Consider the following 18,382-nt stretch of genomic DNA (forward strand, 5'->3'; position numbering starts at 1 on the left):
CAGATAAATTACAGGGTTTGGCTATCCAGATGTAACAGGTGAGACTGTGCCTCTACTTCCCATGAAGTTGGTAGTTTATTTAGCTGTACTGCATCTTCTAAAGTCCAACAACGAGAGCCGGTTAAACTCATGTCACCCCGCAGCACGTTAAATAACTGTGGCAGATTATTGAGATTGTATTTGCCCATCCAACGCTCTAGTGGTGTGGTGTTGTACGTGCAAAAACTCATCGCTTGAAAGAGTTTACCCCGTTCTCCAACACGCCATTCATGACAAAAAAGTGATCCTGGTGAGTAAACCTGCATCAACACAATCAATCCCAGCATTACTGGACTCAGTAATAGCAGCAACCCTAAAGCAGCAATCCAATCAATTAGTCGCTGCAACTGTCTGAAGGGTAGTTTTTTGCCAGTGGGTATGCTGAGGAATATTGGCTTTTGAGCTTCTTCACATGCATCTGCCCAAAACCGGAGCGAAGCTTCACCCAGCTTTGGATCTATGCTTACCAAACTTACAGGAGAATGTTGTAAGCATTCTACTAGCGATCGCTTACTATCTAATGCAGGCAGATATGGTTGTTTAACTTTTCCAGGCACCTTCACCAACAGCTTCCCGCGCCGCCATTGGAGTGTGCAGTACCCACGATTATCTTGGTTTTCCTGGGTTACATCATATAAATTCTGTAGAGTTGGAATTATTGAAGTTGTCATAATGTCTTTGGGTTTATACAGGAGTGAATTACTGAGGCGTTATCAAAGGCTATCAATGCCAAAGACCCAAATCCGAATCTTGTTGTCAGTCCAAAAAGATTGAGGGCAAAAATATGCTATTGCTATTTGCCACTCAGCCAAGCACACATCATGCAGAATTCTGCTGGTGTAGAGGTGTACAAATCAACGTTACTATCAATATTCATGGGTAATTGGTATTTTTCCGGTAACTACTGAAAGTAGAAATGTGTAGAGGGAAATTACCCATAAATCTATATATACGTTTAATCGTACTGAGGTGTTTCTTGTGTCGATAGATTTACCAAAACCAGTCCACTCTTGTCTTCTAGCCTTTATGAAGGTGCTTTAATCTCTAGAATATAAGACTATGTAGAAATAGCGATCGCTCAAATAAATTCTTTATTTACTCTTTAAAGAGCCAGTGATTTCTCTGAAAACCCATAAAGATAGCATAAATATACTGAAATCTTCCTGATAGCAATAAAATTAAATTTTGGTCATAAAAATGTAGGGACAATTCATGAATTGCCCCTACCTAAATCAGTCTTTACCTCGTTCCCAGTCTCCGACTGGGAATGCCATCCTAGAGGCTCCGCCTCCCTTACTCGCGGCAGAGCCGCTTTTGAGCAGCATTTCCAGCCAGAGGCTAGAAACGAGAAATTACAAATTACTTTTCTACAGCTTGTCGCAGGGCTAATTGCTGTTGTTTAATATAAGGTACGTAATTACTGCTAGAGTTTGATACCCCATTAGCTACAACCCCAATCAGATTTAACTTACTCAGCATGGCTGTAGCTTGATTAAGCTGACTCCGCGTCACAATACCAATGCTTGCTACCATAACCACGCTACGACAAGATGAGGCGGTAAGCATAGCATCCACCAAGCCGAGAACTGGGGGAGCATCTATCAGTACCAAATCATAGTTTTCCTCAAATGCTGCCATTAGTTGCATCATCCGAGGGGAACTCAACAGATTAGCTGGGTCAGCAGGTTTGGGGCCGGCGGTCAAAATATCGATGTAGGCGGAACCTGAGTATTGCAGACTAATCTGGTTGGGTAGACTTGCATCACTCGCCAATAGAGTTGAAAGCCCCTGCTCATTAGGAAGATTCAGTTGGTGGTGTAGACTGGGATCGCGTAAATTGGCATCAATCAGTAACACCCTTTTGTGTAAACGGGCAGCACTCATCGCCAAACCCAACGCCAAAGCTGATTTACCCTCATCGGCTAAAGCCGAGGTGATCATCAAAGATTTTAAGCTAGTAACAGTATTTAAAAGTTCAATGTTTTTGTAAATCAGATCCAGCGATTCCCAACGCGGTGGAGATTGCAATACCTGAATCGTCCAGGGGGCAAGAACTTCTGGTTTGCCAAAAGGCAACTTGATCATTGATTCTCTGGGTTTGGCTGGCGGTAATTTGGGAGTTGTTCCCAACAACGGCATAGCCATTTGCTTCTCCAACTCAGCAGTGGTGTGAACTGCATCATCAGCCGATTCCCGAATAAAGGCAGCAATGCCTCCTAACATTAACCCAACCACAGCACCTAACAGCAAATTCTGCTGAAGATTGGGGCCTAATTGTGTTCCCTGTTGGGGATCTTCCACTACTTCCCAATTAAATCCACCCTTGGAAAGTTCTTGCCGCAATTGCTGTTCTGCCCTTAAAAGTTGTTCTAATCTTTCACGACTAAATTGCAACTGCGGTAGCATCCGATTGTAATAAGCCAACAGAGGCGGGAAACGTTTAATTTCCAAACGTAGTTCGTTTTCTTTCTGAACTAAAGTTTGATCGCGAGCAGTTAAGGCAACTATATTAGTCTGCGTTTCCACTAACTGACCGGCAAGGCTGAGATCAATTTCACCGAGTTGTCCTCGTTCGAGAAGAGAGTCTCCAGAAGTGAAAGCACCAGCAGACTTTCCGCCTAAAGTTCTTCCTACTTCTTGTTGTAATAATTCCTTCTGACCCTGAAGCTGTTCTTTGAGCTTTTGCACACTCGGAGTTTGATCTGTAAAACGTAAACGTTCCTGTGCTAGTGCTAGTTCAGTTTTTTGGATTTCGTTGAGTAAGCTTTGGTAGCGAGTAGACTGACTCAGACGAGAAGCAACTAGAGCATTTTGGGGAGAACGATTAAGTTGTTCTTCTAAAGATTTTTGGCGTGCTAAAGCTTCTCCATATTGGGCGCGAGTTGTCTGTCTTTCTTGGCCAATATTGTTCAAAGCTGTCTCAATAGCTTTCGCCTGTGACTCTGGATCAATTAAGTTCTGATTTCTACGAAACCTTTGTAAATTTGTTTCAGCCGCGTTTACTTCTTCACTCGCTTTACTTAACTGTTCCCTGATGATTTGCAAACCTTTTTGCAAACGCGAACTCTGTTGCTGTTTGTTATATTCCACATAAACTTGTCGAATAGCACCCAGAACTTTTTGTGTTTTTTCTGGATCTCCAGCGGTGTATTCAACTTGAAAGATTTTAGTAGCAATATTATCTTCTTTGCTTCTTAATTGAGTTAAGACCAAAGAAGCTTTAATCTCAGCTGCACTTATATCTGGATAGTCAGACTGAAGTTTATCAACTGCTTTTTGGATGAGTCCCGAACTCTGCATCAAGTTAAGCTGTGTAGCAGTATCTATGAACACATTTGAGTCAGTAAACTGGTTGTCTAAACCTGCACCTTCTTTCTTACCTTGATAGTTAGGTTCTACTAGCAATTGCATTGAGCTTTTATAAGTAGGTTTGGTTTTTAAAGTTACCATACTTGCAATAGCAATAGAAGCAATAAATACTGCTAAGAACCAAGGAAATCTCCGCATAAATACGGCAAACATTTGTCCGTAACTTGGTTCAGTTTCAGAAGCTGGACTTATTTGAGGATTTAGACTAGTTTGAACCACTTTTATTATCCTTGTCTTCAAGACTTACGCTAAGAGATTCTCCGAAGAATACCTATTTTTTTTAATAACCCGCAAAGGAGGAGAGAGAAAAATCAATAGGTAATCTTATAGTGGAAAGAGATTCAGAAATCAAATGAATATTTGATGCACACCACAAGCTTGGTTAATAATTTGCTCAACTTTACTAAAGAATGCATTCTCTGAAAAGTTTGCTACTGCATGATTACGGATGCGATCGTAATCCCAAGAAATGCCATTAGCTTCTAGTAATGCAATTTGTAGAGATTCGGGTGTTTGTCTTTTGAAAAAGACTCCTGTTTCACCTGGAATTTGAGTATCTAATACTCCACCTGCTCCATAAGCAATGACTGGCGTGCCGCTAGCATTAGCCTCTACTGGAACTAATCCATAATCTTCTAGGGCTGCGACAATAATAGACTTGGCTTTGGAAAACAAGTCTTTGCGGGTTCTATCACTTACGTGTCCTAAGAACACAATATTTTGTAATGCTTTGGATTTTAACCGTGCTTGTTCTGGGCCATCACCAGATATTAATAACCGCCACCCCAACCAATTAAAAGCTTCGACTATTATATCAAGTCGCTTATAACTGATCATCCGAGCGGAGGCCAGATAATATTCATCTTTTATATCTGAAAAAAGAAATTTACTAGTATCAATTGGATAGTTTACCATCATTGCCTTTTTGCCATAAATATTTTCAATACGGCGGGCAACAACACTAGAATTAGCAATGTAAAGATCAGGCTCCTGGGCATATTTCAGGTCTACCTTTCTCATTACTTGAAATACTTGTTCTATTAAAGGAGCAAAATATCTATAGTCTCCGTACTCTCTTAAATAAGTTGCTGTATCCCATAAGAAACGGGTGACGTTATGGCAAAAGCAAATGTGGCGGGCATTGGGATTTTTTCGCACGGCTTTGGCGAAGCTGGTGCTACTACTAATAATTAGATCGTAGTCTTGTAGATCCAAGGCACGAAAGGCAGGAAAATATAAAGGAGCCATCGACCTAAAATATTTTGCTGCACCAGGAATCTTTTGCAAGAAAGTTGTGTTGACTACGCGATCGCCTAGATCGATAGTTTTTTGTGGATCGTACAGAGATGTGAAAATATCTGCTTCAGGATAGCGCTTACAAAGCAGTTCAAACACACGCTCTGCCCCACCTCGCTGGGTTAAATAATCGTGGACTAGAGCAATTTTCATGAATTTAACCTAAAGTTTCGATCAGGTTTGTTTCAACGCTCCCCAGCAAATTATTATCAACAACTTTAATGTTCAGCAGTATAACTTCTTATCCTCTTCACGAAATTCTGGCGACAAATACATACGTTGGTAGGGGCCTCGGAGATCCCCCCAACCCCCCTTAAAAGGGGGGCTTTTTTAATTTTCACCCCCTTTTTAAGGGGGTCGCCGCAGGCGGGGGGATCTTTCCGAAACGTAAGGGGCGTACAGCTGTACGCCCCTACAGCCAATTCATTTGTCGCTATTACCCAACTGCTACCAAGATTTTTTCTGAGGCGAAATAGTTGTTTTGCTCAGTTCGTAGTTGGTCGCAAAGTCTACCTTCAGGTAATTCTACATCCTCGTAAGTGAGGACTTGATCCTTAGAAATATCCCGTTTTAGGCGACATCCTTCGGCTAAACCGATTGGTAGGAGATTTTGCTGTTGGACGATATTGGAATTCTCACATTGTCCGTAGGTCATGTAGTAACCGATGCCATCCAGGGTTTCTCCTGCTTTCAGGTCGATTTTGGCGGTGGTGACAACATCTACTAGCGGGCCTGCTAGTGGAGACATAACGGCATCACCGAATAGGACAGCACGCGCTACGGACAGGGGAACTTCAAAATGACAGAGGTGATAAGGAGTATAGAAGCTGTAAAGAGGGCCTTCGCCTAATTTGTATAAGTTGAGATAGTGCTGTTGCTTGGGGTCGTCGTGAGTGGCAAATACATATACGCCTGGGCCTGGTTTTGCTCCAACTACATAATCGACAATGCCGCCTAGTTCTTTGAGTTGTTCAACATCATATAACTGGGTCATTTCATCGACATGACCGCTGAAGTCATATCCCAACATTCCCCGTTTGGCGACTTTCATCCCTGTGGCATTGGCTACGATCGCTTGCTCGAAGGAAATTTTGGTTCCGTCGGCGAAGCTAGCCACCATGTGGGGCTTTTGACCCCAACGTTTAGCAAATCCTTCCTGGGTGGTGGGATTGCGATAGGGGTCTTGGAGTCCTTTAATGTTACCGCACAATAAGGGAGTTAAACCAATGCTTTTGACAAAGCGGTAAAGGTTCATTTGCACCCCTGGCTGATCGCCATCACAAGCGCTGAGAATGACGCCAGCTTTGTCGGCATACACTTTCAGGATGGGGCCAATGGTGCCGTCGAGTTCGGCATTCATCATGATCACATGTTTGCAATGGGCGATCGCTTCCATAACGATCTGAGCGCCAAATTCCACTGCACCTGTGACTTCGATTAATGCATCGATGCCCTCAGCCCGACACAGTAATTTTGCGTCTTCTGTGACTGCATACTTACCGTTAGCGATCGCATCTTCTAATTCGCTGACAGTTGCAACAACTTGAATATCTTCAATTCCTGCTTCCGAATAAGCTTGTTTGGCTGCGTCAATCTTGCGATTGGAGATAGCAACTAACTCCATTCCTGGCACTGAATTGACAATTTGGTTGGCAATTCCTCGACCCATGAAACCAGCACCGATCATTCCTACTTTGATAGGATTTCCTGCTGCTGCACGGGCTTGTAAGGCGCGATCGATAATAATCATGAACTAAACTCCTTTTTGGAACTGTTGGTTGTGATACAAATCCTCTATAAACTTGCACTCAATAATTCGTTACAACTAAATATTAAGTACATTTTCATAGTTAATTGGTGTTAGCGTAGGCGTAGCCCGCCGGAGGCATCGCTACTAACCAGTTGTTTGCTAGATGTCTGCTTTTTCTGGCTGTGGTTTTCGATAATTTGCTCTATAGTATTTCGGTATACTTGGGCAAAGTTCTCTTTAGTATGATTTGCTCTTACATATTCCCACGCCTTTCGAGACATACTTTTCAGGTCTTCTATAGGCAAATTAGAAATTCTTCTAACTGCCGCTTGAATTTCTGCGATCGAAGAATTATTTAATAGGACACCGTAATTCTCATGGACATTAACGCTAGTTTCGTAATTGACTATCGGGATTAATCCTGTATGCATACAAGTGATAACGCTGCCGGCTCCACCTTCTGCTGCTGAAACTAACACAGTACCAATACAACTATTGGTAACTTCTATAAACTCAGGGCTAGTAACATCAATCCAACCATAAGTATGGATGTTTGGTGTTTCGTAAAGCTCTTGATAGAAAGCTTGCTCAAATTCTGGTTCCTGCTTAATTGGCCCACAAACTGTTAAATGAAAGTCTGGCATTTGTGCAAATGCTTCTAAAACTAAATCCAGACCTTTATGAACAAACCCGTGACTAGCAAACCATAAAAAATGCTTTCTTACGGCTTCAAAATCTTTTTGTTCTGGCCAAGGATAGACAGTAGGATTAGAAAGCGGTACACGATAAATCGGTTTATTCGCGTATTTGAAGGTATTGATGGTAAATTCATTACCTAAAACTATGCCATAGTCGGCATATTCAATTCCCAAATTAGGCACTTCATATCGCTGTGGACAGAGAGTAATCCCTCGCCGTTGTTGTAGTTCTAAATGTCTATGACATTCAGCCGCATTACGAAACACCATATTAGCAATATCAACGTGGAAAATTTTCACACAATCTTTATTGAGTTTTGGTGCTAGTTCTTGCATCCGATGACGGACATCAATGAAAAATGAATAATGTTTTTCAGGAACGAATTCATCATTGTAGAACTGAATAACATCAACGTTATAACCAAGATCCAAAAATGTTTGCACCATCCGCCAAACCTCCCAGTACCAAGTGTGGTCGTGGGGTATGGGCTGACCAGCTTTTAACAAGAATGGCTCAATCCGGTAAGAAAAAAGTACATTCCCTCTGGAAGGCTGGTTTGGTTTGAGTGAAACAATCTTTAAGCCTTTGATGTAATTAATGCGATTTACTACTTTTTTTAACAACGAATTGATAGAAGTAGTCAGATGGGATAGAGTATTATTTGGCATTTGATACCTCTTGTAATTGTGAAGTTAAACAAAGAGTATTTGCAACTTTCAAACAGCTATTTTGCTCCAACAGTCATCATTCTCAACAGAGGCCAATTTAAATCTTTTTCGGAAATTTCAGTTACATCTAGAGGCCAATTAATCTCAAAGAATGGGTCATCATAACGTAAACCTTTTTCATACCCTGGCGTGTAAAATTCACCCACTTGATATACAACCTCGGTTTCATCTGTGAGTGCTTGATAGCCGTGAGCAAACATTTCTGGAACATACAAGGCGCGGCGATTTTCTGGAGTTAGTTCTACACCGATGTGTGATAAAAAAGTAGGAGATTCAGGACGCATATCAATAATTACGTCATAGATTGCGCCTTTCGTACAGCGAATTAATTTTGTTTCGGCTGCTGGCAGGATTTGATAGTGCATTCCCCGAATAGTGCCTTTTTTGTAGTTAAAAGATAGGTTGCATTGGGCAACTGTTGGCTTTAATCCGTGTGCCTCAAATTCTTGAGCGCAGAAAGATCGAGCAAAAAAACCACGGTGGTCTGGTTTTTCTTCTAAATCAATAATAAATGCGTCTTTAAGTGCAGTTTCGGTGAAAATCATGTGATTCCTCTATGATGAATGTTTAGTACAGAAAATAACAGTAATGAAGGTGGATTGAGTAACCTAAAAAAGGATACTAATTCGGAACTTGAACTACATCTGATGAAGATCGTAATTCTGCTCTGGGATATGTATCATCCCAATATTGGGTACAAAGGTCTGGTCGTTCGGGGGGATTAGCGGTGTAACAAAAGAATAGTGTTGACCTGTCTTCTATGCGAATTGTGCCGTGATGCAAAACATTTTTCGTATCTACAATAATGACTGTACCTGCTGGGCCGGGACAGGATTTCCAAGCTGATTTGGGGATGACTGCTTTTACTTCTTCGTCATCGATACCCATATATCTTGACTTATAAAGCTTGTAGTAAAGTTGAAAATATTTCCAGCTAAATAAGGGAGTTAAAGAGCGGGGAATATATTCAAAAGGCCCAGTTTTTTCTTCTACGTCATTTAAGTAAATAAAGATTTTGATAATGCGGCGGTCTTCTGCATCACTATGCCATAGGAGCGTTCCAAACTGATGTTTACTTTTAAAATCTTTGCGTAAATGTACACCATGAAAAGCTATCGGAAGACCGATATAATTTTCGATTATGTTGACCAGTCTTTTCTCGATTCCCCAAGCATAAAATTCTGGTAAACCTGTAACTGTGTAAATTTGTGGTAACCTTTCGTCTAGATGGTCGTTGTTGGGATTTTCCATCTGAGACAATTGATGGTAAGCAGCTTTGAGCAGTTCGGAGGTAGAGTTTAACCCTAAATCTGCCAGTGTTGTGACGTAAACACCATCTTTTTTGAGAGCATTAAGGATGTTGCGTAGGCGTAGCCCGTCGTAGACATCGCTTCCTTCTAATGCTGGCAGATTTCTGCTATGCTTCCAACGGGCTACGTAGTATTTAAAGTCAGAAGACAGTGTAGATATTTTGCGTTTAATTGCACTAAACATGACGTAAATTCCTTCTAGCTCAGATGTATTTTTATCAGTTTTTTAATAGCTTATGGCTTATAACCCCGTATTTCTTGAGTAGAGATTTCGCTTGATTCTGCTAACCCAAACTCTTTAAAAACCATCACATCCAAAGCACATAAGCTAACTAAAGCTAAGAATGGAACTACTGTCTTAATCGCGGACATTGGCCATCTTCTTAAAGCACCCAAGAAAACTTTCAAGTTAACTTCTTTACCGTTTTGCAACAGCATCCGTCTGCAAAACTGCTTAGAATATCCATTCTCTTCCAGTTTCAAAATCACTTCGGGTATGTGTTTGTATTGCATTAAAAGAGCAGATTTTGGTTCTTTCTGCCAATAACTCACACCAACAACACATTCCAAATAAGTCTCTTTAGTGACAATTACACTACCATTAGCAGCACAATATCCGGCTAAATATGCTAAAGATATCCAGTTATTCTCAGCACCTGGCCAATTTTGGAGAGCGCGTTTCACTAAATCAGTGCGGTAGATTGTAGCAGTCAGAAAAATGACTGCACCAACACTTTTTGAAAAACAATGCTCAAATATAGCTTTACCATCACCTTTACCATCTTCACTATCTACATCAAACCAACGATTACCAATAATTTTTGGAGGATGAACTGGTTCACCAGTAATTTGGTTCCGGCCAGAAAAGTTGAGAAACAATAATGATAAATCTTCATGTTGTCTGAGTTTGCTAATTACATAAGCAATGGCTCTGTCTTGAATTGGGTCATCATCACCAATTGTCCAAACATATTTTGTCGTTGTAGAATTTAGGCAATACATAATATTTTTGACAACGCCTAAATTTTTAGGATTTTTATTAGAATTAAATGTGATGTTGCTAAGTGTTGATTGCCATTTTTGGATTACCTCCTGAGTATTGTCTGTTGAACAATTATCAGAAACTAAAATTTCACAATCATTTTCAAAACCTTTGATAGCTTGAGCTAGCCATGCTAACTGTTTATTAAGTAATTCAGCACGATTGAATGTAGGAATGGCGATGGTAAGTAATTTGTTCATATTAAATTAAAAGATGTAGTTAATAAAAATCGCTATTTACAGCAGCTTGATCTAATTATTTGTGGTTTGGCAGCCAGATTTTTAAAAGATATACGCCTTTTAATTGCTTTTTAAAAACTATCTATTTTGAAGACAATTAAATAATTAGTAATAAAAGGCATTTTCGTGCTTCTTTTTAGTAATTACGAGCTATTAAAAGGCTATCCGGAACAGGAGATGGATAAATTTTGACTTCAGGAATTGGCACTACAAACTGTCCACCCCATTCACCAATAAATGCCATTTGTTCCATAATTTCCTCCTTGAGATTCCAAGGTAAAATTAGGAGATAATCTGGTTGAGTTTCGCGGATTTTATCTGGTTCAAATATGGGAATATGAGTTCCAGGTAAAAATAGACCTTGCTTATAGGGGCTACAATCTACTGTGTAATCGATAAAATCTTTCCCAATTCCACAGTAATTGAGCAATGTATTACCTTTAGCTGGTGCGCCATAACCAGCGATTGATTTACCTTCGGCTTTAGCCTTCAAGAGAAAATTTAATAGCTTGTGCTTTGTTTGTTTGACTTTTTCAGCAAATGTAATGTAAGTCTCTATGCGATGTAGTCCAGTGGCAAGTTCTTTTGCTTTTAAATGGCTAACTCGGTCGCTGATGCTAGGATTCTTAGCGTGGTCATGTTTGGCATAAATTCTGAGTGAACCTCCATGAGTTGATAATTCTTCTACATCAAAAAGCTGTAAGTTGTGTGCGGCAAAAATCTTTTCGATAGTGAGGAATGAGAAGTAAGAAAAATGCTCATGATAAATGGTATCAAACTGATTTTCTTGAATGAGTTGTAAAATATGAGGAAATTCCATCGTCAATATCCCATTGGGTTTGAGGATGAGTTTCATCCCAGCGATAAAATCGTTTAAATCTGGTACATGAGCTAAAACATTATTACCGATTAAAAGGTCAGCTACTTTTCCTTGTATCACTAGTTCTCTGGCCGTTTCAACTCCAAAAAACTTGTTGATACAAGGAATGCCTCTACCTTCAGCAACTTTGGCTATATTCGCTGCTGGTTCTATTCCTAAAACGGGGATTCCCTTCTCTAAAAAATATTGCAGTAGGTAGCCGTCGTTACTGGCAATTTCAATAACTTGATTATGATGATTAAAGCCAAACTTTTCTACCATCATATTGGTGTAAGCCTTAGCATGATTTAGCCAACTTAATGAGTAGGAAGAAAAGTAAGCATAGTCACTAAAAATATGATCTGGAGTTTCAAATTGTTCTAATTGAACTAAGAGAGTGTCTTCAGAAATATAAGCGTGGAGAGGATAAAACTTTTCGGCATTATTTAGCTGTTCTGCTCTAAGATAAGCATTGGCTAAAGGTGACATTCCTAGATCAATAAAGGTTTGGTGCAGAGGTTGACCACTAAAACGACATTTTGCGATCGCCATAAATTTCAACTCACTGATTGCAAATAATTTAAGAGATGGGATGCTCCCGAATCAATCCTATTTGATTCGGAAACTTATACCAATTTAATGTGAAATTGCACATATCTTGATCCCCCTAAATCCCCCTTAAAAAGGGGGACTTTGATAGATGTTTTTCCGGTTCCCCCTTTATTAAGGGGGGCTAGGGGGGATCGAATTCTATGCAGCTTCATAAAAAATTGGTATTAGGTTATTTGTTCACTGTTACTAGAGGACTCTAGCTACTTTTTATTCCAGAAGAAATCTTGGTCAATTTGCTCAGTGCGAATCAGATACTCTAGCTGTTTTAAGCGAGTAAATCCTCTAAACAAAAAGGTATCTTCAGCCATGTGTATTTGACTGAATAAATCAAATAGTTGCTGGGCACCAAGTCGGGCATTCCAATCACACTTAAATCCGGGTAAGATTGTGTTAATTTTCTCGAAGGATACCCGATAGCTGCGGTTATCTGAACCGTTATCACCAAAAGATAATTTACAATCTGGGAAAACATCAGCAATAATTTCCGCGATTTCTTTAACGCGATAGTTGTTTGCTGTATCCCCCACGTTGAAGATTTGGTTATGTACAATGTCCCGTGGTGCTTCTAAGGTGCAGACTATTGCTTTGCAAATATCCAGTGCGTGGACTAATGGCCGCCAAGGTGTACCATCACTGGTCATTTTGATTTGTTTGCTAGTCCATGCCAACCCTGCTAAGTTGTTTAAAACAATATCAAAGCGCATTCTGGGAGAAGCACCAAAGGCTGTTGCATTCCGCATAAAGGTGGGAGAGAAGTCATCATCAGCGAGTGGTTTGACATCTCGTTCTACGAGAGTTTTGCACTCTGCGTAGGCTGTTTGAGGATTAATTGGGGATTCTTCTGTAACATCACCTGCGGTAGCAACACCGTAAACACTGCACGAAGACATATATACGAAGCGACGCACACCCATAGCCTTAGCCAGACTAGCTAGGCGAACTGAACCTACATGATTAATTTCGTAGGTAATATTAGGTGCCAATTGTCCGGCTGGGTCGTTGGAGAGTTCCGCCATGTGAACTATTGCTTCAACCCCTTCCAAATCATCAGGGGTGATGTTGCGGATATCTTTGTTGAGGGTTTTTGGTGTCACCCCATTAGCGTTGTATAGCCAACCAACTTTATAAAAACCGGTATCTAGACCAATAACTTCATGTCCCCGTTCAATTAACAGAGGTGGTAATAATGAACCTAGATAGCCTTCTGTGCCAGTTACTAATATTTTCATTGTGGTTAATGCCTTTGTATTGATGAGTTAAATTTTTCGTTTATTTGGGGCGCACAGATATGTGCCCTACAGCGTGTAGCATCTAGAAGGGAACCGCTATATTTTTCGTTTGTATGCAATAACTTGACCTCTCTCCAAACCTCTCTCCTCTTAGGAGAGAGGCTTTGAATCTGACTCCCCTTCCCTTATAGGGAAGGGGTTGGGGGTTAGGTCATTTCAACCCAGAAGCGCTATATATGACTCGGCTAACAGTTATTACGTAGTTACTAAAACCTTTGCAGGCTTACCCATTGGGTAGCAGCACTCTATAGCGGTTCTTAATTGATGCACTACACTTTTTTCTTGTGGGATGAGTATCTTACCCGTCCCTTGTATTTCCAGGCAGACAAAGATGCCTACTATACAAGATTCATGCCTTAATTCAGCAGTCCCGGAAAGAACAACTATGATATCTATGCAGTGACTACACTATCTAGATGCGAAAGTTGCGGAATTTCTGCCACAAGCGCTTTGCCAATTTCTAGAGAAGATGTGGCAGCAGGAGAAGGAGCATTGCAAACATGAATGGAGTTTTGACCGGAAACAATCAAAAAGTCGTCTACAAGCTTGCCATCGTTCATTAAGGCTTGAGCGCGAACTCCTGCATGAGTGGGAACTAAGTCTTCTGCTTGGACTTCGGGAATTAGTTTTTGCAAACTTCTGGTGAAGGCAGCTTTACTAAAGGAACGAATGATTTCTTGGATGCCTTCATCAGCGTGTTTAGCTGCCAATTTCCAGAAACCAGGATAGGTGATGACTTCCAGAAAATCCCGTAAGTCAAAGTCGGTTTTTTTGTAACCTTCGCGTTTGAGAGAGAGAACCGCGTTTGGCCCTGCATGGACGCTACCATCAATCATCCGGGTAAAGTGGACACCCAGGAAGGGAAAATCTGGATTGGGTACTGGATAAATTAGTGTCTTGACCAGATAGCGTTTTTCTGGAGTGAGTTCGTAGTATTCTCCCCGAAATGGGACAATTTTTGCTTGGGGTTCAACTTGACCTAGTTTGGCGGTGCGATCGCTATGCAATCCAGTACAATTAATTACAAACCGTGTTTCAAAGCTACCCTTGTTTGTTTGCAATACCTGATTTTTACCACTTGGGGAGATTTTCAGAACTTTTGTATTCAGGTGTAAATCTCCACCCTGCTGTTGAATTAGCTGGGCGTATTTCAAACAAACTTGCTTGTAATTAACAATACCAGTTGAAAATACCCGAATTCCACCTACACATTTTACGTGAGGTTCAATTTCCTTAACTTCTTCGGGGCTGATTCTCTGGACTTCTATGCCATTGTCTAAGCCACGTTGGTAGAGATTTTCTAAGCGTGGTAGTTCTTGTTCTTCAGTTGCGACAATTACCTTACCACAAACTTCATGGTCAATTCCATGCTCTTGGCAGAATTCTACCATTGAACGAGAACCATCACGACAAAATTTAGCTTTGAAACTACCTGGCTTGTAGTAAATACCAGAATGAATCACCCCGCTATTATTGCCGGTTTGGTGAAATGCCCATTGACTCTCTTTTTCTACTACTAAAATACGCGCATTGGGATAGCGTTTTCCTAGAGCTAACGCTGTAGAGAGTCCAACTATTCCCCCACCTATAATCGCAAAATCATACATTAGTATTATCGCACTTCAAGTTACAGTAAATTTATTTGTCATTTGTCATTTGTCATTGGTCATTTGTCATTGGTCATTTAACTTCTGACTCCTGACTTCTGACTTTCTTTCTACCATACCTTCCAAGGAGCTTGGTTGTTTTTCCATAGCCCTTCGAGATAGTTTTTATCACGTAAAGTATCCATTGGTTGCCAAAACCCATCGTGTTTAAAAGCAGATAGCTGTTCCATATCAGCTAGCTTTTCTAATGGCTCTTGTTCCCACACTGTAGAGTCATCGGCTATTAAGTTAATTACTTCTGGTTCTAACACAAAATAACCGCCATTAATCCAGGCTCCATCACCTTCAGGTTTCTCCCGAAAGCTGGTGATTTTAGTTTGCTCATATCCTAAAGAAATAGCACCAAAACGTCCAGCTGGTTGAACGGCTGTGAGTGTTCCTAAGCTATTTTGTTCTTTGTGAAATTTAACTAGCTCGGTGATATTAATATTACTTACACCATCACCATAAGTAAAGCAAAAAGTCTCATTACCAAGATGTTCACTGATTCGCTTTAAGCGTCCGCCTGTCATTGTATTATCACCCGTATTTACTAAGGTGACACGCCAGGGTTCAGCATACCCAGAATGCACGTTCATCTGGTTAAAGCGCATATCAAAGGTTACATCTGACATGTGTAAAAAGTAGTTAGCAAAATACTCTTTAATTATGTAACCTTTGTAACCACAACAAATGATGAAATCATTAATGCCGTGGGCTGAGTAAGTTTTCATTATGTGCCAGAGAATTGGCTTACCACCAATTTCAACCATCGGCTTGGGTCTGATACTAGTTTCTTCACTGAGGCGTGTACCAAGTCCTCCAGCCAAAATCACCGCTTTCATGCAATTACCTCGGAGATTTATAGGGATATGATTATTTGACCATGCCAATTTTTGATTTTTGATTTGCAATTTGGGATTAGTCATCGAACGTCACGAGCCTATGAGTAGATTTGTTATGCCCAGTTTCATCGTGGGGTATGTAACAAAAAACTCTTTTAATCCAAAATCCAAAATCGGTTGACTTTATCGACATGAAGAGGATGCACTTAGGTGGAGAAAAATTTATTTCTGATTTCTCTTTCTCCGTCAATAATCTAACTGTAATTTCCGGCAAAATTATAAAGGGAATATAAATTAAAATCTTTTCTATATAAAAGCTGTATGAATATCTATAAAGATAAAAATAAATGGCTCAATTAAATAAAAATGTTACCTACAAAATAACTAGGGTTAGCATCCACTAACCCTAGTCAGGCTTGATTTTCTCAATCAAAACCGATAATTTCCTAGTAATAAAACTTACTTGTTTCTAGTTAGTTTTTTCACTATTACTTGAGCCTTGGAATAAAGGGTCACATTTGTTTTCTACAACTACGCACATGTTACTGAGTGCTTGTTGATAATTATCCATATCATCTTGCTCAAGAAAGATTTTGGCAGATGACTGTATATCTTCGACAGCTTTTGCCTGATTTTTGTTAGATTCACTACCGCCATATTGTGCCAGTTCATAACGAACCATACCTCGTTTAAGATATGCTTTTGCTAGTTTTGGGCTGATAGTTAAGGCTTGGTTAAAGTCAGCGATCGCTTGATTGTATTCTTGCTCATAATTGCTGCTATATTGAGCAATTTGATAAAAGACAACACCCCGCTGAAAGTAAGCTTCTGCTTTGGATACGTTAAGTTTTATTGCCTGAGTAAAATCTTTGATCGCTCTTTTGTACTCTTGTTGAGATTCACCGCTGTATTTAGCCATTTGGGCGCGGACAATTCCCCGTCTGATATAAGCTTCAATTTCATTATTATCCAGACCGATGGCCCGATTATAGTCTGCGATCGCTAGGTTATATTCTAGATCGGGATCGTTACTATATTCGGCGAGCATATAACGGGCATTGCCCCGATTCACCAAAGCTTTGATTTGATTGGGCTGGATCGTAAGAGCTTGGCTATAATCTTTAACTGCTCCTTCGTAGTCTTTCAAGTTATAGCGGGCATTGCCACGATTTACAACCGCTCTGGCATGTTTAGGTTCTTGTTCAATTGCTGCGGTAAAGCTGGCAATTGCTTTGTCATAGTCTCGCTCTTTGTAAGCTGTATAACCTTGCTGATAGGAATCAGCGAAGCTGAGTTTGTTATTTGTCTGGCGAGACTTCAATGTTTGTTGAGTGTAAGCATTTTGGGAAACCAACGGCTGAGTAAATTTAATCATTACGTCCGCATATCCCAATAAACCAAAACCCATCAAACAAAAAATAATCGGGTACAGTTTTGACTTCTTGGAACGTTTATAAGATGAACTGCTGGGAGTCATTACTGGCTGCCAGTAATTAGTTAGGTGGGGCGACATGGCCCGCTGTGGAAAACGCGGTGTCTGGGTGTAATGCTTTCTCGGTTTAATTCGTGGTTGAAGATGTTCTCTAGCTTCGATAGCCCGATGTGATGGGAAGGGGTCGCGTCCACCTAATCGCACGGTACGTTCACACCACGGACAGCTACGCATGTGGTTGTTGTAGCGATGCTGGGGATTTGTCGTGCAGGTAATCAGAGAATCTTCGGCTTCAGCGATTGCTGAGAGCCAAGTCTGGGCACTGGGACGTAGTTGTGGGTTGTTGTGACCCTCTTCAAAACAACGGACAAATAGTTCTTGTAGGCTGGGATGAAGAATTTCCCAAGGGGGTGCAATGGGTGTCGGTAGGTAGGGTACGTAACGCTTTTGGCTGTAAGTGAAATGACCCGATGCAATCCGGGCTTCGTAAGGTGGTGGCTCAATAGCACCTTGAAAAATCCCCGAAAATGGGTGAGTGCCTTCCATTAAGAGTTGGAATACTAGCACCGCTAACCCAAATAAATCGTGAGAGATTTCGCGATCGTGCTGGGCAAAAGTTTTATTCTGTAGTTCTGGTGGGGTAAACTCTGGTTTACCCACTGGGCAGCGATAAACAACATTATTGCTTGGGTCGGTTACTTGGAAAGAGTCTGTGTCTATCAAAGTCACCAGTGCGGTGTCACTGACGAGGATATTCGACTCGTTCACATCACCAATACAATATCCACTAGCGTGCAAAGCGGCAAAAGCCGCCGCCAGGTTACGAGCCGTGCGGAGCAGGTACTGATAGTTGAATAGGGGGCAGTGTTGGCGACGGGTTCTAGGGTTGTAAAAGTCGATGATTGGACGCATCCCCTCAATGCGTGGCATCAAAAAGCCCAGGATGCTATTTTTGCCATCTGCTGCCCGTAATAAATCCTCTGGCCAAGCGATAGAGATATGCCCCAAACTAGCTGTAGGGTTTTCTGGCGGGTTGGCCAGCATCGCCTGGAGTTTCTCTGCATGGGCTTTGGTTGGCTTGTGGTAAATCTTTGCCACCAAGTTGCTATCGGATGGCACTGTGTAAACACAAGCTTCACCGCCACGCCCCAAACTGACATTGAGGCTGAGGATTTCTTTTCTAGGGGAACAACGTAGTACCTGCATAATGAAATTACCGCTAACGGG

13 protein-coding genes are annotated in these 18,382 nt (G+C 40.9%); all 13 read right to left on the reverse strand.

Annotated features, from left to right (window positions below; genetic code table 11):
• Nucleotides 1–8 precede the first annotated feature (8 nt).
• The 13 genes from hepC to ABF638_RS10440 all read right to left on the reverse strand — a co-directional run bounded on the left by hepC (nucleotide 9) and on the right by ABF638_RS10440 (nucleotide 18,361).
• Nucleotides 9–710, reverse strand: coding sequence for a heterocyst development glycosyltransferase HepC (gene hepC, locus ABF638_RS10380; RefSeq protein ID WP_435022551.1), 702 nt, complete (start codon nucleotides 708–710; stop codon nucleotides 9–11).
• Nucleotides 711–1,398: 688 nt separating this feature from the next.
• On the reverse strand, nucleotides 1,399–3,627 hold the full coding sequence (locus ABF638_RS10385) for a GumC family protein (RefSeq protein ID WP_435022553.1): 2,229 nt from the start codon (nucleotides 3,625–3,627) through the stop codon (nucleotides 1,399–1,401).
• Between the two features lie 129 nt (nucleotides 3,628–3,756).
• A complete protein-coding gene (locus tag ABF638_RS10390; protein WP_435022555.1) occupies nucleotides 3,757–4,857 on the reverse strand; it encodes a glycosyltransferase in 1,101 nt (366 codons plus the stop codon).
• A 283-nt stretch (nucleotides 4,858–5,140) separates the two neighbouring features.
• A complete protein-coding gene (locus ABF638_RS10395; RefSeq protein WP_323201872.1) occupies nucleotides 5,141–6,454 on the reverse strand; it encodes an NAD(P)H-dependent oxidoreductase in 1,314 nt (437 codons plus the stop codon).
• 110 nt (nucleotides 6,455–6,564) lie between these two features.
• Nucleotides 6,565–7,821, reverse strand: a complete 1,257-nt coding sequence (locus ABF638_RS10400) for a glycosyltransferase (protein ID WP_435022557.1) — start codon at nucleotides 7,819–7,821, stop codon at nucleotides 6,565–6,567.
• 56 nt (nucleotides 7,822–7,877) lie between these two features.
• Nucleotides 7,878–8,426 carry a dTDP-4-dehydrorhamnose 3,5-epimerase gene (gene rfbC / locus ABF638_RS10405; protein ID WP_435022559.1) on the reverse strand — a complete coding sequence of 183 codons (549 nt, stop codon included), beginning with the start codon at nucleotides 8,424–8,426 and terminating at the stop codon, nucleotides 7,878–7,880.
• Between the two features lie 76 nt (nucleotides 8,427–8,502).
• Nucleotides 8,503–9,375, reverse strand: a complete 873-nt coding sequence (locus ABF638_RS10410; protein WP_435022561.1) for a phytanoyl-CoA dioxygenase — start codon at nucleotides 9,373–9,375, stop codon at nucleotides 8,503–8,505.
• 50 nt (nucleotides 9,376–9,425) lie between these two features.
• Entirely contained in the window at nucleotides 9,426–10,433 is a 1,008-nt protein-coding gene (locus tag ABF638_RS10415; RefSeq protein WP_435022563.1) for a glycosyltransferase family 2 protein, read from the reverse strand.
• A gap of 175 nt (nucleotides 10,434–10,608) precedes the next feature.
• Nucleotides 10,609–11,883, reverse strand: coding sequence for a methyltransferase domain-containing protein (locus ABF638_RS10420; RefSeq protein WP_435022565.1), 1,275 nt, complete (start codon nucleotides 11,881–11,883; stop codon nucleotides 10,609–10,611).
• A 260-nt stretch (nucleotides 11,884–12,143) separates the two neighbouring features.
• Entirely contained in the window at nucleotides 12,144–13,172 is a 1,029-nt protein-coding gene (locus tag ABF638_RS10425) for an NAD-dependent epimerase/dehydratase family protein (RefSeq protein WP_435022567.1), read from the reverse strand.
• 452 nt (nucleotides 13,173–13,624) lie between these two features.
• The gene (gene lhgO / locus ABF638_RS10430) at nucleotides 13,625–14,839 is read right to left on the reverse strand and encodes an L-2-hydroxyglutarate oxidase (RefSeq protein WP_435022569.1); all 1,215 of its coding nucleotides are present in this window, start codon (nucleotides 14,837–14,839) and stop codon (nucleotides 13,625–13,627) included.
• Nucleotides 14,840–14,949: 110 nt separating this feature from the next.
• Nucleotides 14,950–15,723 (reverse strand): glucose-1-phosphate cytidylyltransferase, encoded by a 774-nt coding sequence (gene rfbF, locus ABF638_RS10435; RefSeq protein ID WP_069071195.1) that lies wholly within the window; start codon nucleotides 15,721–15,723, stop codon nucleotides 14,950–14,952.
• Between the two features lie 469 nt (nucleotides 15,724–16,192).
• Nucleotides 16,193–18,361, reverse strand: a complete 2,169-nt coding sequence (locus ABF638_RS10440; protein ID WP_435022571.1) for a tetratricopeptide repeat protein — start codon at nucleotides 18,359–18,361, stop codon at nucleotides 16,193–16,195.
• Nucleotides 18,362–18,382 lie beyond the last annotated feature (21 nt).

It is taken from the genome of Nostoc sp. CALU 1950 (assembly GCF_051172895.1).
GTDB lineage: Bacteria > Cyanobacteriota > Cyanobacteriia > Cyanobacteriales > Nostocaceae > Nostoc > Nostoc edaphicum_A.